The following is a 24,485-nucleotide window of genomic DNA, read 5'->3' on the forward strand; positions in this document are numbered from 1 at the left end:
GACGATCTCCTCCTTAGATAACATTTAATTGATAGTAAAAACACAGTCCCCAGTTTTCACTTGTTTCTCTGGTGTTAAGTTAATATTAAACTCTTTATGATTCGTTACCACAACAGGTGTTGTTAACGGTTTACCCGCTTCTTTAATCTTATCCATCTCAAATTCTATTAAGAGTTGCCCTTTTTCAATACGTTCACCTTGAGCAACATGGGCTTTAAAATACTTTCCTTCTAACTGTACTGTATCCATACCGATATGAATCAGAATATCTACCCCAGTTTCAGTCGTGATACCAATTGCATGATTAGTCGGAAACAAAGCAGTCACGATACCAGAAGCAGGAGCAAGCAGCTTTCCTTCGCTTGGCTCAATTGCTATACCATGCCCAAGAGCACCTGATGCAAATGCTTCGTCTTCAATCTCTGATAATACCTTCACATCACCTGTTAAAGGACTGATGATTTGTTCTTTTTTAGCATTTGGAGCTGTTGTTACTGCTACTTCACTTTGAGTATTTTCAGTTGCTTCATTTTTAGCTTTCCCCATTCCGAATAGATACGTAAGGATAAAGCCTAGACCAAAGGCTACAGCGAATGAAATCAACATTGCCCAAAAAGCAAATGTAATACCATCTGTTGGACTAATAAATGATGGAATTCCGAAAACTCCAAGACCACCTACCATATAAATCTTTGAACCAGCTGCACCGATAATCCCCCCACCAACAGCAGCTGCAATACAGCTAATGATAAATGGCTTTTTAAGCGGTAATGTAATACCATAAATGGCTGGCTCTGTTACACCGAAAATACCAGAAATAAATGCTGGAATACTTAATGTTTTCAACTTTTGCTGCTTTGTTCTAATCCATACTGCCAAGACTGCACCAATTTGTGCAAATGAAGCAGCAAATGTAGTTGCTAATACTGGGTCCGCTCCCATTGTTGTAAGATTGTTAATCGCAATTGGTACAAGACCCCAATGAAGACCAAAGATAACAAGTAACTGCCATAATCCACCTACAAATATCCCTGCAACTAGCGGGCTTAGATTATAGATAAATAGAGTTGCCATTCCTAAAAGATTACCTAACCATGTTGCGATAGGTCCAATGATGATAAATGTTAAAGGAACAACAATTAATAATGTAAAGAATGGTACTAAGAATGCTTTTACTACACTTGGAATAATTTTTTTCAAACGGTTTTCTACAATTGCTGCGAAATAAGATGCTAAGATAATTGGAATAACAGAAGATGCATAACTCATTAAAATAACAGGTACACCTAAAAACGTAATATGAATTGGTGATTCAAACATTGTTCCTGCAAATAATGTGTATAGCGGCTCACCTGCCGTTAATCCTGATAACGTTGGATAAACTAATGAGCCCCCAATCGCCATTCCAATAAATGGACTTCCACCAAATTTTTTAATCGCTGTATATCCTAAGAAAATTGGAAAGAAGTAAAATAGAGAATCGCCAATTGCATTTAAAATTTGATAAGTTCCTGATGTATTCTCTAACCAACCTAATGCTAGAAATAGCGCATTAAAACCTTTGATCATCCCTGTTGCAGCTAATACGCCAAGTACAGGTGTGAATATACTTGAAATAATGTCAATTAAACTTGATTTTTGCTTTTCTTCATCATCACTAGCTTGTGACTGTCCTTGAAAACCACCAACATGTAATACTGCTTGATACACATCCGGTACATGATTCCCAATAACCACTTGATATTGTCCACCGCTTTTCATAACAGTTACAACATCATCCATATTTTTAAGGACTTCTGTATTTGCTTTTGATTCATCTTTTAATTTAAAACGTAATCTAGTAATACAATGCACGACACTGGAAACGTTTTCTTTTCCGCCGACATTAGAAAGTATATCTTTAGCCAACTGCTCGTATTTCATGAGCTGTCCCTTCCTTCATCTTAATTTTAGACAAATAAAAAACCTGAGCCGAATAGTACACAAATATCGCGAATATTGTGTCTCTATTCAGTCCAGGTTATGCCCACTTAAGGTAACATTCCTATAACGGAATATGTGTTATTTATTTGTTATATGTAATTTATCACGGGCAAATTCGAATGTCAACGCTTTCTTTTATTTTTTTTATAGCTTACTAGACTTTGGAACTAAATGTAAAAAAGAGATCTCTCATGACCTCCTTTTTTCAAATTCAACTATTCGCTTTTAATAGCTTACTTCCTTTTTCTCTAAAGCTTGTGTCACCAATCTTTTCAACGTAAGGTTTACCATCAACAAAATTGACTACCGAAACACTGCAATTGTCATGAACCTTAAACTCTTTGCTGTTTGTGACTTGGATGATATAGTTACCAATTGTTACACCATGAGAAAAAATTAAAATGTTTCCACCATCTTGAGCATGTTTTTCTACAATTTCATTGATTGCTTGTTCAGTTCTCGCAAACAACTGTGCATATGTTTCACCTTCAGGAGCACAGGCATTGATATCAAGTGAAAATAATTTTTCAAGAGCATCTCCATAAAGAGTAGGAATTTCATCCTCCAATAAAGCCTCTAGTACACCAAAGTTCATTTCCTTTAATCGTGCATCTGGATTTAAAGGAATGTCACGATCGCCAATGGCAAATTTAGCTGTGTCGAGTACTCTCTGGCTGTCACTTGCGTAGGCTGCGGTAAACTCAATATCAGATAATCCCTTTCCAACTGATTTAGCTTGTAAAATTCCTTTTTCGGTAAGTGGAGAATCACAGAATCCTTGCATTCTTCTTTCTACATTATATTGAGTTTCTCCATGGCGGACAAAATAAAGAGTTAATTTGTTTTCAGTTAGCATGCATGAACACGTCCTTTTTCAGTCTCGGTCTCTGAAAGATTTTACCCTAATAATGACATTATGACCATTATAATCCTCTTCTAATGGTGTCACAATGAAAACATACTTTACCCTTAGAACATAGAAAAAAGCATAACCTTAATGGCTATGCTTTCTAGCTATATAAACTATATAACAGTATTCTCTCGATTATAGGCGATATACTTAATCGTACTCTCAAGAACATTACGTATTTCTTCTATGTGAATTGGTTTTTTAATGTAAGCATAACAGCCTTCTTCAGAAGCCTGGTTTATCGTAGATTCCATTGCATCCGCACTAACAGCTATAACAGGAATGTCCTTTGATATAGGGTTTGATTTAATATGCTTTAATGCATCTAGCCCATTCATATCCGGCAACGTAATGTCTAGTAAAATAATATCAGGCTTTAGTTCTATGGCTTGTTTTATTCCATCTTTTCCAGACGTTACACACTGTAATTCGATCGTTTGAATGATACGTAGCATTGATCTCATTACGTCAATATTGTCGGTGTTATCCTCAATATATAAAACTCGTAAAGGTTGGCTTAATGGGATCAATGGCTCTTCATCTATATTTTGCACACATACTTCAGACTGTTTATTCAACTTTTTAAAAGAAACCCAGAAAGTTGAGCCTTTCCCCTTTTCTGTTGTCACACCGTAGTTACCATTCATTCTCTTTGTTAGCTGTGATACAATCGCTAGCCCGATACCTGTACCTTTCCAGTTATTCATCGTATTTTTACTTCTATAAAAAGGCTCATATATAAGATCAAGATCTTCTTGCTCGATTCCGATTCCACTGTCTTTAACATTAATCTTTACTTCTTCACTATCAGTTTCCTCATCACAATAAATATGAACCGTTCCATTTGTTCTGTTATACTTCAAAGCATTATCCAATAGATTAGTAATAATTTGTGTAAAACGAACTGGGTCTGCTTCTATGAAAAGCTCTGATGGAACACCTTCTAAATGGATATCGATATCAGAGGTATTTGTTTCAAGAATAGAGCCTACACAATCTTCTAGAAAAGATTTGACTTGAATTTCTTCTTTGTGAATATTCACTCTACCCGTATCAATAGCCGTAAAATCTAATATCTCCTCTATTAAATTCAGTAATTGTTCAGATGCATTATAGATTCTAGATATTTTTTGATTCAAATCTGGATAATTTTTATTCATCAAAAGAATTTGTGAGTAACCTTGAATCGTATTAAGAGGAGTTCGCAAATCATGACTCATTTGTGATAAAAAGACGGTTTTTGCAAGATTAGCTTTCTCTGCATTTAATTTTTCTAATTCAAGAAACTTTTCACGCTCCATTTGACGGGCATTCCCAATTAACAGCTCTTCATTTTTCTTTTTCAGCAAATTATTTTCTGTTTCTAATTGTTGGACCCTCTCTCTTTCTGCTGCTGAAAATGAAATATATTTTGTATGATAAAAAGGGGACTTCTCAATTGCTTCATCCACCATGACATACTCATGAATTTTTAATAACTCATTTTGAAAAAAAGCAGGTGTAATAAAGGCATTATAAGCACACACCGAGATCGTATTACTTCCCTGCAATAGTCGATCTACTTGACTCTCATAATTCCTTATTTCACTTATTGAAGAATCATCCGCTAATACTTGTCCCCAAGTTCGTGTTCTTATTCCCTTTTCAACATTTATCTGCAATATTTCCTTTAACTGCTTAAAACTCTCATCTGCCTCAAATCCTTTTTCTGAGAGGTAAAAGTCATCAACAGGCATGTAATCTACTAAGTTCATTTCTTCTTCTGAATATCCACTACTTACTAAAAGGTCAGATAGAGTTTTATATACACTCTTTTCTTCTACAAACAAGATTTTATCCTGATGTTGTATACCTTGACTAATAAATTGATAAGCATGCTCCAGATACTTTTTCTCATCATTAAACATATATAAAATGTGAGCACCTTTTCCATCTAAATTATTAGTAAACTCCTTTAAAAAAGGCACACTTTCCCACTTAGTTGTTTTTCTTTCTTTCATTTGCCATCCCCCGTCCTAATCTAGTTACTATGTTAATCAATCATTTGTTATTGTAGAAGAAAATATCTTTGGAAGTAGTTCATAAATTTAACAAAAACTTCAAGTCTTATAAATTCATAAATTGGAACAGCAAATAAGCCTCTTAATCTGTAAAAGACATAAAAAAACTCTAAGTATCTCCCTCATGGAGTTATTTAGAGTTTTCAAATGAAAGTGCATGATATAACTTGTTTTTCTGAAGTTTAGATACATGGGCGTAATGGGGATAATTTCGAAAATGCACAAAATGTGTATCACCTTCAAATGTTAGATGTGATACATAGTTTAAATTCACGATAAACGACCGATGTGTTCTAAAAAAGTCATGATTCAGCTTTTGCAAAATTGTATCTAACGACTCATTTGTTTCATACTTCTGATCCACTGTATGAATAATGGTTTTTCGACTATCTTTTTCTATTAAAACGATTCTAGAAAAATGAATAAAATGTGAGGTACGGTCTACGGTTATCGGTAAAATTTGTTTTCTTTCTACCTTTTGATTTGAAAGTAATGCGTTTTTAGCTCTTTCTAGCGCGATATATAACCTCTCTTTTTTTATAGGTTTCATCACATAGTCAACAGCATGTAAATCAAAAGCACTTACAGCATACTGATCATATGCCGTAATAAAAACAAATTGTAATTCAGGGGAAATTTTAAGACATGATGAAATGGCATCAATACCATTTAATTTTGGCATATGAATATCAGCAATAATAAGATCAGGCTTTTTATTTATATTAATATCCAATAAATTCTCACCATCTTCAGCTATCCCAACAACCTCAAAGCTATCCAGTGGCTCTAAGAAGGCACTGATGATTTGCTGAGAATCAAAGTTGTCTTCTGCAATAACTACCTTAATTTTGGGATCCACGACATGACCTCCTTCACCGGTTGATCATCTACTTTTAACTGAATCTCCTATTATATTGTAACATGATAAAATTGCTTACTTAGTAGGAAATATTACCAACTACATGAATAAACACGATATTCAACCAATACTAGTTGAAGCTTTTTACGTATTACTTGCTTTAAACACTGATTCAGAAATGATCTTACTTTTCGCCCTATCAGGGTTCCTACGATCAATTTCTTCTCTTAACATCATGATAAAGTTATGATCTAATTCATAAAGAACAGCATCCTCATAGGCATGTAATAGTTGATTATAACTTAATTGCCGCATTTTTAAAGTCTCCTTTAAACAGAAATACATAGTATGCTCATTCTCTATTTTACTATTATTAAACATTCATACCTCTCAAGAAGACTGTGTAGAAACAAGAGAATCGGCAGAACAACCAACAATTTATTACATTCAGGAAGGATAAACGGCATTTTACTAAAAATCTACAAAATAAGACAGATACTTTGAAGGTGATCAAGCTAAAAAAACACCACCAAATAGGTGATGTTTCTACTATTTTTACTTTCTTAACTTTCAAGGATTCTGCTAACTTTTTATAAGAGTTGTTTATGTTCAGGCCCAATTGATGATAGTCAAATTATTGGGTGATATCATGGAAGCTTTTGCTAAATACGCCATTTATTCACACTATTAATGGAGGCTACTTGCACTAATCCCTTACCCTTTTTCCCTTAGCTTATATTTTTTATATGCCAACGGAGTCATGTTCGTTGTTTTTCGAAATTTATCAATGAAATAGCTTGTGCTGTTAAAGCCTACTTGATAGGCAATTTCTGTTACGTTTAACTCAGTTTGTTGGAGTAAGATCAAGCTATTCTGAATGCGATAATCCGTCACATAGCTCAATGGTGTTGTTTTTAAGGTTCGTTTAAAGTAACGGCAGCATTCCGAACGACTTAACTGACCTGCCTTGGCGATATCATCTAATGTTAATTTTTCAGCAAAGTGAGAATGAACATAGTTTAGCATTTCCTTCATACGTTTATTTTTTTGAACCTCAACCTGATCATACTCCAATTTGAAACCGTTAACGATGAGGTTCTTCCATAGAGAAGTTAAGGAAACAGATATATCCATTTCATAGTAAGGTGCTTTTTGATGGATCAATTGATGAATGGTAAAAATGGCACTTAAAATATTTTCACCCCAGACCTCATCAGAATTTAATAGTAAATATGATAGATTGGTTGCTCGTAGATAAGGTGAAACATAGGTTGCATAGAGCTCCTGTGGTAAAAGAAAATGTGGAGAAACATTCAAGCAAAGATATACACATCCTGAATGATCCTTATCCTCCGCCATATGCAAGCATTCACTATTTATAAAAAGCCCCTCTCCTTCTCTCACATTTAAACTTTCTTCATTTATTTGAAAAGTGGCCTCACCTTTTAAAATAAAAACAAATTGAAGTTCCTCATGCCAGTGAAGAGGGATATATCCATTAATATTTTTGTTAATCGTTGTTTCATAGCACGCTATGGGTAATTCAACCGTCCGATGCTTCGTCAGTTCTTTTAAACTTTTATCTATTTTAAAATTTTTAATCTGCATACATCCATCACCTCAATATTGTGATACTTTTTGATTCAATTTAAGTATATTTCGGTTATTTTTCAGCTTATTATTACACTATTATTATATTTTGAGGTGGTCAATACAAATGAACTTATCTTCTAGAAAAATTGGATATTTGCTTGTGATAACAGGAGCCATCTTTTGGGGTGTTGGAGGCACGGTAGCACAAAAGCTTTTTCAGCAATATGCCGTTAATGTTAACTGGCTCGTAACTACACGATTGCTTATTGCTGGTATGTTACTTTTATCTGTTCAATACTTTCGTAAAGATCGGTCACAAATACTAGGAGTGTGGAAAACCAAAAAAACAGCCATACAACTCTTAATTTTTGGGATACTCGGTATGTTAGCCGTTCAATACACATACATGGCTTCTATTAAATATGGAAATGCAGCAGTCGCCACCCTCCTACAATATTTGGCACCAGTTATGATTATTATCTATTACATTTTCCGAAAACAAACTGTGCTATCAAAACAGGATACCATAACTGTTTTTCTTGCTTTATTGGGCTCATTTTTCTTATTAACAAATGGATCTTTTTCTCAATTGTCTGTCCCCCCACTTGCTGTCATTTGGGGAATACTATCTGGTGTAGCACTTGCTTTCTACACATTATATGCTGTTCCCCTACTTAAGAAATTTGATACATTAGTCATTGTAGGTTGGGCTATGATCATAGGTGGTTTAGCATTAACTATGATCCATCCACCATGGAAAATAGAACTAGCAACTTTACCACTTGAGGCCTATCTTTACTTTCTTTTTGTCATAATCTTTGGCACAATGTTTGCCTTTTGGTTTTATATTGAAAGCTTACAAAGCTTATCTCCAAAAGAAACAAGTCTTTTAAGTAGCGTAGAACCACTTGCAGCTGTCATCACCACAGTCATTTGGCTAAAAGAACCATTTGGGTCTCTTCAATGGATTGGTGCTCTTAGTATTATCGGTATGATTTTGTTATTAGCGGTAGGAAAAAAGAGTTCTGCCGAGGTTGAGGTTGAAGAAGTGAAGGTGGGATAGGGAGGGAGTGCCTGTCACTCCCCGAAGTTTGTCGAATAACAATGAGATACTTTCACTCGGGATTAAATAGATGTTTCAAGCCATTAGCAAAAGCACCCTTCAGTCAATGAAGACTTTAGGATGCTTTTTTCTTTTATATCTACCTATTCATTAAGGAAGCACATTACCAGCTGCGCGGAAAATACTATACCATTCTTCACGTGTAAGCTTGATTTCACTTGCTTTCACGCAATCTTTTAATCTGCCTTCATTCATTGTACCGATTACTGGCTGCATTTGGGCTGGATGACGTAATAGCCATGCAATCGCAATCGTTGTGTTGCTTACTTCATATTTTTTTGCAATTTCATCGATTTTTTGATTTAGTTCCGGGAACTTTTCGTTGCCTAGGAATACGCCTTCAAAGAATCCATATTGAAACGGAGACCATGGTTGAATGGTAATATCGTGCAATCTGCAAAACTCAAGAACACTAGCATCTCTATTCACAGCAGCCTCATTTTCCATGTTCACATTAAATCCGTTTGAGATCATCGTTGCGTTTGTAATACTTAATTGCAGTTGATTCGCAACAATTGTTTGCTTAACTGACTTTTTAAGCAGTTGAATCTGCATTGGATTTTGGTTGGAAACACCGAAATTACGTACCTTTCCTGAGCTTTCAAGAATATCGAATGCCTCTGCTACTTCTTCTGGCTCCATTAATGTATCTGGACGATGAAGCAGCAAAACATCTAAATAATCAGTTTTTAAGCGTTTTAGGATTCCATCAACCGATTCTAAAATATGCTCTTTAGAAAAATCGAACATTCCATTACGAATCCCGCATTTGGATTGTAGGATGATTTTTTCCCGAACATCATCGTTCATATGAATGGCATCAGCAAAGATTTCTTCACATTCTCCTCTACCATAAATATCGGCATGATCGAAGAAATTTGCGCCCAATTCCATTGCTGTTTGGACGAAGTGCTCTGCCTCGTTTCTTTCAAGTGAATTAATACGCATACAACCTACTGAGACAACAGGCACGTCTAACGTACTTTTTCCAAGTTTCATTGTCCTCATGAATGGATATCCTCCTTTTAAAAACTACTTTATGTTGTTTGTCTATCTAGTTATGTAACCGACAATACAGGTTTGGATATGTATCCTTACCGATTTTCCCACAATAGGATAGCGTTTACAAGGAAACAGTGTTTTCGTTGTAAACTTTTTAACTAAGCACCCTCAGATCGTTCTTTGCACCTTTTAAATTAAAACTCCTCATACACAGCAGGATCTTGATTATTAATTCTTCCATTGGGTTGAGTTAATTCTAAGATCATACTCATTTCAGTCTCATCTAACGAAAAGTCAAAAATGGAGATATTCTCGAGTTGTCGTTCTTTAGATGCTGATTTCGGAATACTAACTGCCCCCAGCTGATAATGCCAGCGTAAAATAATTTGGGAAACCGATTTGTTATGATTATCAGCAATCTCTTTCAATGTAGGATGTTGTAACACGTCATTAGCTCGTGCTAACGGGCTCCACGACTGAATCTGAACACTATTTTCTTCATGCCATTTTCTTAATTCAGCCTGATTATAAAACGGATGAAGTTCGATTTGATTGATGCTTGGCTTCACCCCTGTTTCTTTTTCAAGACGTTCAATATGTTCCGGTAAAAAATTACAAACACCAATCGAACGAATCAATCCTTGTTTTTTTGCATCTATTAATGCTTGCCATGCTTCTACATATAGATTTTGCTTCGGATTGGGCCAGTGTATTAAATATAAATCATAATAATCAAGGTTTGCACGGTATAACGACTCTTCAATTGTTGTAACAGCTTTTTCATATTGCTGGTAGCGACCTGGAAGCTTGGATGTAATGCGTAATTCTTCCCTTGAAACTGAACTCCGTCTAACAGCTTCTCCGACCGTTCCTTCGTTTTCATAATTATAAGCAGAGTCAATCAGTCGATAGCCAAGGTCATCAATCGCACTTTGGATAGACTTTACACCTTGATTGCCTTTAAGTTTATATGTTCCTAACCCAATGACTGGAAGGGTACTACCATCATTAAGGGTTATATTCGGAATTGAAACCACACCTAATCACTCCTTTTTCATAATAGTTTTAGGTTACCATATTTTTCAATAAGACTCATAGTTATTGAGCTTGGTCTTAGTAAAAAAATAATCGTGTTTCATGGAAAAGTTTATCAGTCTATTCATTACAAAAAGCGCACTTCAGAGAAATGCGCTTTTTCATTATTCATCTATTATTTAAAAGATAGTATTTACTCTTTCACTCGTCTCCTTCTCATCCATTGTGTTGCCGCCCATTTATCTCCAACAATAACAGGAGCTCCACCGTGAAGAGTTAACTCATTTAATGTTTGATTATCATAAAAATACTCAAAATACACGGCCATCCCTTTTTGAGGTGAAACTGAAAAATTCAGTTTGGGAAAGTATGTTTCCCCGCCTTCCTCTACATCATTTAAGTACATAACAAGTGTGCTAATTCTAGGATTACTTACAGGCCTACTTGCTGAAGCAAAATAATCATAATGTTCCTTATATTCCTGGCCAATTTGATAGTTTAAAATTTGCAGGCCTTCTCCATGCTCATACGGAATGTTCATAATTTGAGAGGCTCGTTTTTCAATTCTAGTAACAAGTTCATTTTCACCATCTTGAAAAAACATGCTGCTGCTAGTTCTTAGTTCATCTAATTCACGTGAATTTCCAATCTTTGAGCGGCGCATTCTATCTTTCGATAACCTAATTAGTTCATCACATTCTTCATCGCTTAAAACATTTCCTAAAATGGCGATTAGGGGTTCCTCTAATCGTGCAATGATCTTAATTTCCCGATCATCTGTCATAATTTTATTACCAATGTGATTAAAAATAGATTGTTCTTTAATCGTTAATTCATTAGCATCCATTGTCAACTTTCATCAACCTCTTATTATTAAATTTTTAAAAATTAGGTTTTGTTATTAGAACACGCCTTTTATTAAATTCATCAAATGAACTAAAACCTTTTCATTCAAAAAGAATGCTAAGATTGAATTTATTTTACACCTAGCATTTCAGCTTTTCTACTACTTTATTTTTACATTTTCAAAATGTTTTTTCTTTACTAGTTTTAGGTGTTTTATTTTGAATCATGAAAGATAATTCCGAGTCCAAAACGCTCTCCAGATGTTACTGTACTCACTCCGTGCCGAACTTTGTTTTTATAATATCCTTTCTTACCAAAAGCTGGCCTTTCATTTGTTGGAAAAATTAATGCACTTCCTTGATCAAGTGTAATAACATGCCCTCTGCTTTGAGCACGTGGAATTTGTTCAACTAATAAAGATTCACCACCTGTATAATGTTCATCTCGTTGATTTAAGATGAAAACCACTTGAAAAGGAAAGAAAACATCTCCATATAAATCCTGATGTAAGCAGTTAAATCCGCCTTCTTCATATTTTAAGATTAAAGGTGTTGGGCTCGTTTGCTCATGCTCCTCACATCTTTTTATAAACTCCTGCAGCTCAGCTGGATATTGTTCTGGTTTTTTTAAGTACCCTAACCATCGATTTGCTGTCTTTGCTAGCTCAGGATAAAAGGCTTCTCTTAAACTTTGAATCATATCAGGCAATGGATAGGTAAAATATTTATATTCACCACTCCCAAAGCGATATCTTTGCATATTAATAGTTGTTCTATATAATTCTTCCTCATAATAAATTTGAATGAGCTGCTCACATTCTTCTTTTGTTAGTAGTTTTGGAACTTTTGCAAAGCCTTGGTCATCTAATACTTGTTGAATTGACTCCCAATTTAATTGTTCGACTCGTGATTTTATGTCATGAAGCATACTAGACCTCCTTATACCTGTTTACATATAATGGTATCTTTAACTATATTTGATTCTTTTATGATTATTTATTGGTTTGAAGGCAAGTAACTCGTTTTCCTGATTTGATTCGGCCACTATTGAGACTTATTTTGGGTGCCAGCTCTTTTTTCTGTCCCGATTCGGTCACTATCGAGACTCATTTTCACTACCTGCTCTTCTTTCTGTCCCGATTCGGCCACTATCGAGACACATACTCACTGACCGCTCTCTTTTCTGTCCCGATTCAGCCACTATCGAGACTCATTTTCACTACCTGCTCTTCTTTCTGTCCCGATTCTCCTACTATCGAGACACATACTAACTGCCAGCTCTCTTTTCTGTCCCGATTCGGCCACTATCGAGACACATACTCATTGCTCACTCTTCTTTCTGTCCCGATTCGGCCACTATCGAGACACATACTCATTGCTCACTCTTCTTTCTGTCCCGATTCTCCTACTATCGAGACACATACTCACTGCCAGCTCTCTTTCTGTCCCAATTCGGCCAATATCGAGACATATTTTCACTACCTGCTCTTTTTTCTGTCCCGATTCGGCCAATATCGAGACTCATTTTCACTACCTGCTCTTCTTTCTGTCCCGATTCGGCCACTATCGAGACACATACTCATTGCTCACTCTTCTTTCTGTCCCGATTCGGCCAATATCGAGACTCATTTTCACTGACCGCTCTCTTTTCTGTCCCGATTCAGCCACTATCGAGACACATTTTTCACTACCAGCTCTTCTTTCTGTCCCGATTCGGCCAATATCGAGACACATCCTCATTGCTCACTCTTCTTTATGTCCCGATTCCCCTACTATCGAGACTCATTTTCACTACCAGCTCTTCTTTCTGTCCCAATTCGGCCAATATCGAGACTCATTTTGGCTGCCAGCTCTTTTTTCTGTCCCGATTCTGCTACTATCGAGACTCATTTTCACTGCTCACCTTTTTTCTGTCCCGATTCTCCTACTTTCGAGACTCATTTTCACTACCAGCTCTTTTTTCTGTCCCGATTCGGCCACTATCGAGACTCATTTTCACTACCAGCTCTTCTTTCTGTCCCGATTCAGCTACTATCGAGACTCATTTTCACTGCCAGCTCTTTTTTCTGCCCCGATTCTGCTACTATCAAGACTACCAGCTCTTCTTTCTGTCCCGATTCGGCCACTATTGAGATAAATCCTCACTGCTCACTCTTTTTCCTCTCCCGATCCATACACAATCGAGACTCGATTAATCTACCCACTCTTTTCCTGTCCCGATTCTCACCGTTACCAATAGAAGATTGGGTATTCAACAAGATTTCATCTCTTAAACTAATCAATCTCAACCCTACTTATAATAAGTACGTCTTGCATTCCCATGCACAGTATAGTGTTCCCTCAAGATCCGCATTAAAGTTTTTCGACTAATGTCTGTATTACACCATCCATAGATACTTTCAGTAGTAAGTCTCTCCTCTGGAAATAAAAGTTCAAATTCTTTTATATTCCGTAAAATAGCTACTCCCACTGCTTCTTGTCGTCCACAATTTTTGCAGAAATAGCTCTTGTTATTTCTATAAACTAAATAGGAATAACAAGAATTGCAATAAATGCCCTTTTGTAATTGGTCATAATAATATTCAGGGAGGTTAGTATGTGGGTTCTGGATTTTGTGTAAGGAGAGCAATGTTTGTGCGAGCTTATTATGATGATCATTTAATCTTGACGGGGTTTTATTGAAACTTCTTATGAAATGTTTTACTTGTGTTGGAAGAATAATTGGTTGATCCATTGGGGCTTGATATAGGGTAAATTCTGGATTTATAAAGATAACGGAGGGTTCAACAAGGTAGTTTAGTTTGAGGTTTTGAAGTAATTGCCGAAGTAGAGTTGCACTTCTTTTAAGCTGAATAATAGGATTCTTATATTCTCGATTTGTTGTGACGGAGAAGAGTTTGTCTCCTTCTAGATAACAATCACCTTCATAATTTTTTATATCTAATAAGTGAATAATATCTTGCGAAATAATCAATGTATCTATTTGAAAATAAGAGTTGTTGACTTCTAGTAGCAAATCGTTAATTATATACCTTTCTTCTAAGATACTTTCTGCCATTTTGTCGAATTCTATCTCTCCTTCAAAACCCTTTTGAAGAGTGAAATAACGAAACTTTTCCTTTTCTGTTAATTCCATACGTTTGTCTAAACACCTCATAATTTTTAACTCATTTGGCTCTAACCTGTCCTTTATTAGCATGAGTCACTTCCTTTCTTTCATCTATTTACCATTTTATAGGATTAGTACGTTTCTATTCAAGATAAATTAAAAGATGTCCTCAAAAAAAGAAAAGCATCTCTGCTTTCCTTTTCACACCTATTTACTTTAAAATCCCTTCTTCACATCTTCAATAAATGCTAAAACCTTATCCTCTTTCGTTGCCCAAGAGGTTACAAGTCTTATTGCAGAGGAATCGTTATCAATCTTTTCCCAATGATGGAAGAAATACTTTTCCTGAAGTTTTTCGATAAAAGAATTTGGGAAAATTGGAAATACTTGATTTGATGGCGAATGTGTTATGAATGAAAAACCTGCATTGCTTATTTCTTCACGAAGCTTATCGGCCATCGAATTAGCATGAATTGCTAGATCGAAATAGAGATCATCCTTGAATAATTCGCGGAACTGAATACCCAAAAGTCGTCCTTTTGCAAGAAGTGCTCCTTTTTGCTTCATATGAAAACGAAAATCTTCCTTTAATGTATCATTGCAGATGACCAAGGCTTCACCAAGTAATGCACCATTCTTTGTTCCTCCAATATAAAACGCATCTAGAAGTGAAGGCAAATCACTTAGCTTAAGATCATTTTCAACTGAACAAAGTGCGGATCCTAGACGCGCTCCATCCATAAATAAGATTAGGTTATGTTCATCACAAAGCTGACGTAGCTGTATCAGCTCATTTTTTTGATAGATCGTTCCTATTTCTGTTGAGTTCGAAATATAAACTAGCTTTGGTTTTACCATATGTTCATCGGGATGGGATTCTAAAACGTTTTTAACATGCTCTACTGTTAATTTGCCGTTATCACCTTCAACAGAGATGATTTTATGTCCAGTGGCCTCAATTGCACCTGTTTCATGAGTAAAAATGTGGCCTGTACTAACTGAAATGGCAGCTTCATGTGGTCTAAGAAAAGCAGCTATAGCTGTTAAATTTGTTTGTGTTCCCCCTAATAATAGATGGATATCTACATTTGAATTTGCTAGTTTTTGTTTTATCAATTCCTTAGCTTCTTGTGAAAACCGATCTTCACCGTATCCATCTTCTTGAACTAAATTTGATTCGAATAATGCGTTAAGTATTCTTGGATGTGCACCTTCACTATAATCATTTTTAAAGCTGTACATTGTAATCCTCCATTTTGTATCGTTAGTCTGTCATAGAGATAGTATAGCATTTCCCGTTTCGATCATTGCATTAAGGACACTCTGAATAAAAAATCAGACAACACAATAAGTGCTGCCTGATTAATGATTTTAGTTATAATAATTCTGTTGTTTTTTATTAAATTGAACAGTATAGCCGCCGCCAAGATCAAGTCGGTCTCCGTCAATTCCATAAACAGGATAATTTCCACCTGCTTTAAGATTGCTATAAGGAGTTCCATCAGGGCTGTACATAGCAGCTTCTGTTGAAAGCTCTAGTCTCCCTAAATGATAGACTGGCTTATCTGAGATTTTCACATAGTAGCCGCCACCAACTTGATAGACACTTGAATCATAATCATAAACCATCAGTGATTCACCTTTTTTAAAAACACGGTGAACAGTTCCATCAGGCTTATACATGACAGTAGTTGAATTTTTAATTAAAATTCTACCTATGTATATACTCATTTTACTGCTATTAGCATCTACACGATATCCTCCGCCAACATCATAGCTGTTTCCAATAACTCCATAAACTCTTACTTTTTCACCTTTTTTAAGAGTTTTGAAAACTGATCCGTTCGGAGCTAGCATTGGAACATCAGCTTTAATGGTTATTCTGGCTACAGGCTGTTTATGATTGGTCGGTAAACTAACATGTGGGATGGTGAGTGTCATTTTTGACATATTAACATGGATTTGAAGTATTTTTTCTCCATAGCCTTTTCCTGGCACTGCCCATCTTCCATTTAAATCTGTCCATAAAGGTGCAATCCCTCTTGTTACAAGGTGAAAACGAGGATCGATAAGCTCTGTATTCAGTGTATCTTTACTAGCATAGGCTTTTAAGTGCTGAATGTGAGCGCGAACTCCTTCCTCGGGTGTAGCAAAAAATGCTCCCTTTACACCTCCACCAGTCGTTCCGATTCCTGCATAGTTGTTTTGCTCTGGAATCACATCTCCTCCGAAGCGAAAGAAGCCGGTTTCGTGAATAGCTTGAGCAAAGGCAATATCTCCACGTACTCCTTCTTTTCTACCAATTTCAAGATATAGCTCCGCAAGTTGATAGATTGATACACTTGTAAGCTTTGGGGCTGATTCGTTTACTAAAACATAATCTCCCATTTGCTTTGACGTTAACTGAGAAGGACCCATAATTGTTGTAGAATCTGCCGCTTTTGCAGAAAAACTTGGAACCAACGCACTTAACACCAAAATGAAAGCGAAAACTAGGGAATAAAGACGCGTGTCTTTTAGCATAACAATATAACTCCTTTTTCCATTTGATCAATATCAAGTCATATTATAGCAAATAATAGATGAATAGTTATGCTTTTCTTGTAAAATATTAGAAAGATTGTCGAAAATAGAATATTACTAGTAGTAGTAAACATTCTTCTTCTACTTTTGTTCATCTAGTAAGCTATAATAATATTTATTTTATTTCCATTCAAAAAGCAACTTGCTTTTCAGGCAAAGTTGCTCTTTATTGTAGAATTATATTTTCTACTGAATACTCTTAAGTGATTTCTCTACTGCTTTAATACTATCGACACCTGCTGTATTTCCCTTTAATATATTTTCTAAGGTTGCCATTAACTCTTCAAGAGATGCACTGGATTGTTCACTAACTGCCGCCAAATCTTCAGTTGAATTATTTATAACTTCTACAGTTTGATCCATCTTCATAGTGAGTCTATTACTATCATCCGCTAAGTGTAACAACTTAGCAATGGCCTCATTTATAGCTTTAAAAGAATTCTTTGTATTTGCAGTAACTGCGTAGCTTTTATCCATTTGTTCCGCAATTTGAATCATTCGATTACGAGTTTGATCCGATTGCTTAGTGAACTCTTCCAACTGTTCAGAGATTTGATTCGCCGATTTAGTTGTCATATCAGAAAGATTTCGTATTTCATTTGCTACTATAGAAAAGCCACGACCATGTTCTCCAGCTCTTGCTGCCTCAATACTTGCATTTAGTGAAAGTAGATTGGTTTGGTTCGCAATTTCCTTAATTGTTTCGCTGAACTTATTCGTTTCTTTTAAATTCGTAATTAATTGAGTAATTTCTTCTGACATCGTATCAATCTCACCTTTAAAATCAGTAATAATTTTAGTAAGATGTTCGACTTGTTCTTGACCTTGTTCTGATAAATAATTAGCCCCTTCCGTTTCGTCTTTTAATTTAGTTATTGAATCAAGCATTCTTTTTGCTACTTCTCTCATTGATGTTACAGAGTTGTTAATTTCCAAGGTTGACTCGTTTTGTGCATTTGCACCTGAAGCAATATCTTGAAAAGTAGTATTCATTTCATAAAATGAGTGATTATTCGTTTCACTCAAACTAGAAACAACCTCCAAGTTTTTGCTTACATCTTTAACCAACTGTAGAATAGAGTCTTTTTGTTCCTGTTGTCGGGCTAAAAGAGATTCTGTATTCTTTCTTGACTCTTCTACTTGCTTCATCATATGCTGTGTAACCTGTAATAAAGATAAAATTAAAATCGTAATTAATAAATAATAAATTATGTATGTAATCTTATCTTCTTCAGGAATAGAGATAGTTTCACTTTGAGCATAGAGCATATATAACAACATAAATAAGCCGTAAATTTGTGTTAGTATTGAAAGTTTCTTATTCATATAAATAAGAGCCAGTATAATAAGATAATATATTGAAAATACATTTAATGCTGATGGTTGTAATAAGAGTGTGATGCTAGTTGATACAGCTGAACCCAATACAGCCAAGTAACTTAGATACATAACTAATTTCCTTTTTATATGCAAAACAGCAAAGAGACCCCAAACAGTTAATTGCATGAAAACCATTAACATTTGAGGTGTTGTCATTTCTGCTCCCATTGTAAAAATAGCAATAAGAGTAAGAGCTGTCACAAACGAAATAGCCTTAAATACTATCGCATTACGCCTAACCATATCTTTTTCATAGTCAGTTAGATCATGATCTCTTAAAAATCCCTCTTCTTTTTTTATCAATTTATTCTCCATCCTCTTCTATTTTTATGAGTATAGTCATAGGTAAATTATACTCATTAATCACTAAGTTTTCGACATATTTCTCGAAAATTCTACAAGAATATATAAATCAATGAGAGGTTATTCATTTACTAAGTTCAATATTACTCTTACTAGAGTCATCTCATCGAACCTAGTAAACAAAAAAACTACATATTCCCTCCATATATTGCTAATTAACTATATGTTATATACTGTAAGGAATAGAAACATTTTAAAACTAGGGAGGAGTATTACTTGAGGCAAATTTTAGTTGTGGATGATGACAAAGAAATCGTTCAGTTAATATCCTTTTATCTACAAAATGAAGGATATAAAGTAATAAGAGCTTACAATGGCAAGGATGCCTTAGATATCTTTCACCAGGAGGAGATTGATCTAATTGTTTTAGACGTTATGATGCCTGAAGTAGATGGTATCGAGGTTTGTCGGGCAATTAGGGAAACCTACCATGTTCCCATATTAATGATTAGCGCCAAAACGGAAGATATGGATAAAATAACAGGATTAATGAGTGGGGCCGATGATTATGTCGCAAAGCCGTTTAATCCTTTGGAATTAATAGCACGAGTTAAAACCCTATTACGTAGGGCCTATTTCTATCAAAGTGATGACGAAAAAAACAACATGATTAAAGTTGATGCATTAGAAATAAATAAAACTTTTCATACCGTAAAAGTAAGAAATAAGCCCATTCAGCTAACGTCAAAAGAGTTTGATATCCTTTTAATAATGGTAACAAATTTAGGAAGAGTATATAGCGGTGAAGAAATTTATCAACTTGTTTGGAGGGAAAAATATTATTCTTCCAATAATACAGTAATGGTACATATGAGTAATTTAAGGGAAAAACTTGAACGGGAGTTAGGATATAAATTAATAAAAACTATCTGGGGAGTAGGGTATAAAATTGATGCGTAGGCAATTTTCCATTTTTAACACATTAGTCAAGTATCTAATTTATAGCCTTTTCAGTTCTTTTACTCTAACCTTTCTATTACTTTATTTCGCTAGGTATCTCTATTTTAGAATACCGCTACCACCTGAGATCAATTATTTTATTGCTAATCTTTATATTGATATTGGTGTTTTCCCTTTATTTATAGTTACCATGTTCTGTTCTTTCATTCTTTTTTATTTGTTATATTTATATAATTTCTCACTATACTTTCAGAATATTAACCAATCAGTTCAACATCTTTCTGAGGGTCATTTTCCTGAAATTCCACTTCCGGTTAAAAGCCGAAACGGGCTTGGATTGTTAGCAAGAAACATAAACATGATGAAGGATAAATTAGCTTCTTTAATCCAAGAGGAACGAAGAGCTATTACATCAAAAAATGAACTAGTCACAAATGTGTCTCATGATTTACGAACACCCCTAACATCCATAATAGGTTATTTGCGATTAATTGAAGAAGATAGTTATAAGGATGAAGTTGAGCTTCGTTATTATACAAATATTGCGTTTGAAAAATCACAACGACTGAACAAAATGGTAAATGATTTGTTTGAATATACAAAAATCCATAATCAAGATCTTGAATTGAATATCCAAAATTTCAATTTAATTGAGCTTCTTCAGCAACTGTCAGCTCAGTTTTATCCAGAACTCCGGAAAGATAATATGGAGATATTTCTAAATAGCACATCCGAAAAAATAATCATAAACGCTGATCCCGAAAAGTTAATGAGAGTTTTTGAAAACCTCATATCTAATGCTATAAAATACGGAAAGAATGGACAAACAATCCATTTGCTGATAGAAGAATTAGACTTTTCAATTGTTGTTAAAGTAAAGAATGTTGGAGAGAAAATCCCTACAGCAGCTATCCCCCTTTTATTTAACCGTTTGTATCGTGTAGAGCAATCAAGATCTGAGACAACAGGAGGATCAGGATTAGGCTTAGCCATTGCAAAAGGAATTCTTGAACTTCACCGAGGAAACATCTCTGTTTCAAGTAATGAAAAAGAAACAATATTTGTGGTTAAATTACCAAAATAAGCCATTTCTAAAACGAACATGGCTTTTTATAAATCTTAAGGTTTTCTTTAGGTTTCCTTTTACTCCACTTTAGAAAGTATTGATAGTGTAAAACTATCTTTATTTTACTAGGAGTGAGAATCATGATTCAAAAATTATATGTTATCATACTATCTTTATGTATTTTCTTCTTCGTCTTGAATCAAGGAAATCATGCCAACGAGTTTGTTCAAAAAGAACAAACTTACTTAGGAAATTCAATTATATTAGACAGCTCCATTCGTGCTGATGCTGCCATCTTAATCGATAAAGCTAATTCAGAGGTGCTTTTTGCCAAGAATGATCGTAAAAAACGATACCCTGCAAGTACGACGAAAATCATGACTGCGTTACTTGCAGTTGAGAACGGAAATTTAGATGAAAGAATCATAGTAGGAAACGAAGTAAACTTAAAAGAAGAAGGGGAAAGTACAGCTTGGTTGAGAGAAGGACAGACACTAACATTACGGGAATTGTTGGCGGGCTTAATGCTTCCTTCTGGTAATGATGCAGCTCGAACAATTGCCATTAACATCGCCCAACAACATTCAGCTTCTTCGTTTGTATCAGAACAATCAGCCATCGATTATTTCACGATGTTAATGAATGAAAAAGCAAAAGAACTAGGAGCAATGGAAACAAATTTTATGAATCCACATGGTCTCCATCATCCGAATCATTATTCAACTGCACATGACTTAGCTATTATTGCAAGAGCTGCCATGAACGATGATCGGTTCGAGAATCTCGTTAGTCAGAAGAAATTCTCAGACCCAACCTTAACTTACGAAAGTACGAATAAGCTTATTGATCCTTCAAGCCCTTTTTATTATAAAAGTGCAAATGGAATAAAAACAGGATATACAAGTGAGGCCGGCTATTGCCTAGTCTCCTCTGCTGAACAGAATGGAAGAGAATTGATTGCTGTAATTCTCAATTCAACGAAAGAAAGTGTTTGGAATGATTCAATTGTGCTATTAAATAGTGGTTTTGATTCAACATTATAACAACATTCTTGAGGGGGATTCCCCCTCTTTTCTATGTCTAAATACTCCTGAAAAACACTTCTACTTCATTTAGAAAATCAAAAAAACTGTCCCAATTGTGATCACAATACCTCCTATTACCTTCTGTTTTGTTATTTTCTCCTTTAAAATCACAAAACTTAGAATCATCGTGATCACAACACTTGATTTATCAATCGGAGCAACTACCGAAACCTTTCCGATTGCTAGGGCACCAAAATAACAAAGCCATGAAAAGCCTGTTGCCATACCTGATAGAACTAAAAATAGATAGCCCTTAGTAGAGATTGTTTTCATGTTTTTCTGAGTACCTTGAAAGAATACAATTGCCCATGAGAACACCATAATAACGATTGTCCTTAAAAAGGTAGCAACATTTGAATCTACATCTTCAATTCCGATTTTTGCTAAAATTGCGGTTAATGCAGCAAAGACAGCTCCTAAAATCGCATACAGAATATAAGTGTGTGATCCTGTAATACCTTTCTTTTCTTCACTTTTACCAATCAACACAAATGTCCCAATCGCGATTAATGCTCCCCCCACCATAATATTTGGGACAGCCTTCTCCCCTAAAATGAGGATAGATAAAATGATTGTTAATACTACACTCGATTTATCAATTGGTATCACCTTCGAAGTATCACCCATTGAGAGTGCTCTAAAGAAAAACAACCATGACACACCGGTTGCAAAACCTGATAATAAAATGAAAATTAGTGCTTTCGTAGAGATTTCTGTGATGGAATCTAGCTGATCTGTTATCAAGACAATAAGAAAAGCCATGATTAATACAATAATCGTACGGATGGCTGTTGCTAAATTGGAATTTACATTTTCCATACCAATTTTCGCTAATATCCCTGTAAGGGCAGCAAAAAAGGCTGCAAGTAACGCTAAGGTAACACTCATGTTTTGACCCTTCTTTTCTTTTCATTTCTCTTATTATGTGAAAAAAACTGTTCTTTACTATAATTCCATGCTTTCATAATAATGAAAAAAGCGGCGTAGTATACGCACGCTTTTAAAAAGGCCCTTGGTCGAGTAACCAAGGACCTCTATCTTTATCATTACTTCAAATTCCACTAGTAAATTAAAGTTTTTCTCCATTCGTCGCAATCACATCTTTATACCAGAAGAAAGACTTTTTCTTTTTCCGTTCTAACGTCCCACTACCATCATCATGCTTATCCACATAAATGTAGCCATAACGCTTTGAAAACTCACCAGTAGACATGCTTACCATATCAATGCAGCCCCAGCTCGTGTAACCCATTAATTCAACACCGTCTTCAATTGCTTCACCCATTGCTTTAATGTGCTCACGAAGATAGTCTATTCGATAATCATCATGAATTGAGCCGTCTTCTTCAACTTTGTCATAAGCTCCTAATCCATTCTCTACTACAAATAACGGCTTTTGATAACGATCATATAATTTATTTAAACTAATACGTAAACCTTCAGGGTCAATTTCCCAGCCCCAGTCACTAGCCTCTAAAAATGGGTTTCTTACTCCACCGATTACATTTCCTTCTGATGACTCCTCGTCACTCTTCACTTTTTTCTCCGTTCGTGACATATAGTAACTAAAGCCAACATAATCAACGACGCCTTCCTTTAATAATGCCAAGTCTCCATCTTGAATATCCAATTTTATATCATGTTCTTTAAAATATCTCTTTATGAACGCTGGATATTCGCCACGAACCTGTACATCTCCACAAAAATAATTAAATAGCTGTTCTTCCTGTAGAGAGTACATAACATTTTGGGGATTGCTATCAAAAGAATAAACAGGTGCAAAAAGAATCATACAACCAATTTGCGAATTAGGAATGATTTCATGGCATGCTTTAACGGCAATGGCACTTGCCACAAATTGATGATGATAGGCCTGAAAGGTAGGCTGATATTGGTCTTCTTCGTTTTGAATCGCAAACCCTAGACCATTAATTGGCATAACCAAGCCACTATTAATTTCATTAAAGGTCATCCAGTACTTTACTTTATCTTTATAGCGAGTAAGGACTGTTTTAGCATACCTTTCAAAAAAGGTTATAACTTGACGATTTCTCCAACCACCGTATTCCTTTACTAAATGAAGAGGCATTTCATAATGAGAAATCGTCACAACCGGTTCAATTCCGTATTTAAGCAGCTCATCAAAGATTCGATCATAGAATGCCAGGCCTTCTTCATTAGGTTCTACTTCATCACCATTTGGAAAAATACGCGTCCAGGCAATTGACATACGAAATGCTTTAAAGCCCATTTCTGCAAATAACGCAATATCTTCCTTATAACGATGATAAAAATCAATCGCTTCATGGTTTGGATAATAATATGAATCAGGATGTATTTCAAAATCAAATCCAGGATTGAATAGAAAGTTATAACGCTCTTTCCCACCTGGTAGAACATCTGCAACGTTTAATCCTTTATTACCTTCTTTATATGCACCCTCTATTTGGTTAGCAGCTGTTGCTCCGCCCCATAAAAAATCTTCAGGAAATTGATTTTTACTCATTTTGATTACCTCCAGAATTTACTCCATTACTACTATTAGCTATTTAGAATAATTTAACTCTCCTTAGAAAGAAGAGTATAAGA

Annotated in this window: 21 protein-coding genes; 4 read left to right on the top strand and 17 right to left on the bottom strand. The window is 35.1% G+C overall.

What is annotated here, in order from left to right; all coding sequences use genetic code 11:
* Window positions 1-24: 24 nt before the first annotated feature.
* From D9842_RS16355 to D9842_RS16380, 6 genes are all read right to left on the bottom strand, one after another.
* Window positions 25-1,923, bottom strand: coding sequence for a beta-glucoside-specific PTS transporter subunit IIABC (locus D9842_RS16355; protein ID WP_121663415.1), 1,899 nt, complete (start codon window positions 1,921-1,923; stop codon window positions 25-27).
* Window positions 1,924-2,194: 271 nt separating this feature from the next.
* Complete coding sequence (locus tag D9842_RS16360; RefSeq protein ID WP_121663416.1) at window positions 2,195-2,839, bottom strand: histidine phosphatase family protein; 645 nt, start codon at window positions 2,837-2,839, stop codon at window positions 2,195-2,197.
* 167 nt (window positions 2,840-3,006) lie between these two features.
* Window positions 3,007-4,893, bottom strand: a complete 1,887-nt coding sequence (locus tag D9842_RS16365) for an ATP-binding protein (protein WP_121663417.1) — start codon at window positions 4,891-4,893, stop codon at window positions 3,007-3,009.
* Between the two features lie 190 nt (window positions 4,894-5,083).
* A complete protein-coding gene (locus D9842_RS16370; protein ID WP_121663418.1) occupies window positions 5,084-5,812 on the bottom strand; it encodes a LytR/AlgR family response regulator transcription factor in 729 nt (242 codons plus the stop codon).
* A gap of 144 nt (window positions 5,813-5,956) precedes the next feature.
* A complete protein-coding gene (gene sda, locus D9842_RS16375; RefSeq protein ID WP_162987459.1) occupies window positions 5,957-6,127 on the bottom strand; it encodes a sporulation histidine kinase inhibitor Sda in 171 nt (56 codons plus the stop codon).
* 399 nt (window positions 6,128-6,526) lie between these two features.
* A complete protein-coding gene (locus tag D9842_RS16380; protein WP_121663420.1) occupies window positions 6,527-7,420 on the bottom strand; it encodes an AraC family transcriptional regulator in 894 nt (297 codons plus the stop codon).
* Window positions 7,421-7,529: 109 nt separating this feature from the next.
* Between D9842_RS16380 and D9842_RS16385 the strand changes: the two genes are divergently transcribed.
* Window positions 7,530-8,468 carry an EamA family transporter gene (locus D9842_RS16385; RefSeq protein ID WP_121663421.1) on the top strand — a complete coding sequence of 313 codons (939 nt, stop codon included), beginning with the start codon at window positions 7,530-7,532 and terminating at the stop codon, window positions 8,466-8,468.
* A 150-nt stretch (window positions 8,469-8,618) separates the two neighbouring features.
* Here D9842_RS16385 and D9842_RS16390 read toward each other — a convergent pair whose 3' ends face one another.
* The 9 genes from D9842_RS16390 to D9842_RS16425 form a co-directional block, all read right to left on the bottom strand.
* On the bottom strand, window positions 8,619-9,536 hold the full coding sequence (locus tag D9842_RS16390; RefSeq protein ID WP_121663422.1) for an aldo/keto reductase: 918 nt from the start codon (window positions 9,534-9,536) through the stop codon (window positions 8,619-8,621).
* A gap of 188 nt (window positions 9,537-9,724) precedes the next feature.
* Window positions 9,725-10,567, bottom strand: coding sequence for an aldo/keto reductase (locus D9842_RS16395; RefSeq protein ID WP_121663423.1), 843 nt, complete (start codon window positions 10,565-10,567; stop codon window positions 9,725-9,727).
* A 191-nt stretch (window positions 10,568-10,758) separates the two neighbouring features.
* The gene (locus D9842_RS16400; protein ID WP_121665098.1) at window positions 10,759-11,412 is read right to left on the bottom strand and encodes a 2OG-Fe(II) oxygenase; all 654 of its coding nucleotides are present in this window, start codon (window positions 11,410-11,412) and stop codon (window positions 10,759-10,761) included.
* 212 nt (window positions 11,413-11,624) lie between these two features.
* Window positions 11,625-12,338, bottom strand: coding sequence for a 2OG-Fe(II) oxygenase (locus D9842_RS16405; protein ID WP_121663424.1), 714 nt, complete (start codon window positions 12,336-12,338; stop codon window positions 11,625-11,627).
* Window positions 12,339-12,973: 635 nt separating this feature from the next.
* Window positions 12,974-13,150 (bottom strand): hypothetical protein, encoded by a 177-nt coding sequence (locus D9842_RS25985; protein ID WP_162987460.1) that lies wholly within the window; start codon window positions 13,148-13,150, stop codon window positions 12,974-12,976.
* Window positions 13,151-13,700: 550 nt separating this feature from the next.
* The gene (locus tag D9842_RS16410) at window positions 13,701-14,609 is read right to left on the bottom strand and encodes a nuclease-related domain-containing protein (protein ID WP_121663425.1); all 909 of its coding nucleotides are present in this window, start codon (window positions 14,607-14,609) and stop codon (window positions 13,701-13,703) included.
* Between the two features lie 126 nt (window positions 14,610-14,735).
* Window positions 14,736-15,761 (bottom strand): threonine aldolase family protein, encoded by a 1,026-nt coding sequence (locus tag D9842_RS16415; protein WP_121663426.1) that lies wholly within the window; start codon window positions 15,759-15,761, stop codon window positions 14,736-14,738.
* A 129-nt stretch (window positions 15,762-15,890) separates the two neighbouring features.
* The gene (locus tag D9842_RS16420) at window positions 15,891-17,042 is read right to left on the bottom strand and encodes a glucosaminidase domain-containing protein (RefSeq protein ID WP_121663427.1); all 1,152 of its coding nucleotides are present in this window, start codon (window positions 17,040-17,042) and stop codon (window positions 15,891-15,893) included.
* A 246-nt stretch (window positions 17,043-17,288) separates the two neighbouring features.
* The gene (locus tag D9842_RS16425) at window positions 17,289-18,785 is read right to left on the bottom strand and encodes a methyl-accepting chemotaxis protein (RefSeq protein WP_257535888.1); all 1,497 of its coding nucleotides are present in this window, start codon (window positions 18,783-18,785) and stop codon (window positions 17,289-17,291) included.
* Between the two features lie 276 nt (window positions 18,786-19,061).
* Between D9842_RS16425 and D9842_RS16430 the strand changes: the two genes are divergently transcribed.
* The 3 genes from D9842_RS16430 to D9842_RS16440 all read left to right on the top strand — a co-directional run bounded on the left by D9842_RS16430 (window position 19,062) and on the right by D9842_RS16440 (window position 21,854).
* Window positions 19,062-19,745 (top strand): response regulator transcription factor, encoded by a 684-nt coding sequence (locus D9842_RS16430; RefSeq protein WP_121663429.1) that lies wholly within the window; start codon window positions 19,062-19,064, stop codon window positions 19,743-19,745.
* Between the two features lie 358 nt (window positions 19,746-20,103).
* Window positions 20,104-20,829, top strand: a complete 726-nt coding sequence (locus D9842_RS16435; protein ID WP_162987461.1) for a sensor histidine kinase — start codon at window positions 20,104-20,106, stop codon at window positions 20,827-20,829.
* Window positions 20,830-20,951: 122 nt separating this feature from the next.
* On the top strand, window positions 20,952-21,854 hold the full coding sequence (locus D9842_RS16440) for a D-alanyl-D-alanine carboxypeptidase family protein (protein WP_121663431.1): 903 nt from the start codon (window positions 20,952-20,954) through the stop codon (window positions 21,852-21,854).
* 69 nt (window positions 21,855-21,923) lie between these two features.
* Here the strand turns inward: D9842_RS16440 and D9842_RS16445 are convergent, their stop codons facing one another.
* Window positions 21,924-22,784 (bottom strand): EamA family transporter, encoded by an 861-nt coding sequence (locus tag D9842_RS16445; protein ID WP_121663432.1) that lies wholly within the window; start codon window positions 22,782-22,784, stop codon window positions 21,924-21,926.
* A 181-nt stretch (window positions 22,785-22,965) separates the two neighbouring features.
* Entirely contained in the window at window positions 22,966-24,402 is a 1,437-nt protein-coding gene (locus D9842_RS16450) for a glycoside hydrolase family 1 protein (protein WP_121663433.1), read from the bottom strand.
* Between the last annotated feature and the right edge of the window lie 83 nt (window positions 24,403-24,485).

The organism is Metabacillus litoralis, assembly GCF_003667825.1.
Lineage (GTDB): Bacteria > Bacillota > Bacilli > Bacillales > Bacillaceae > Metabacillus > Metabacillus litoralis_B.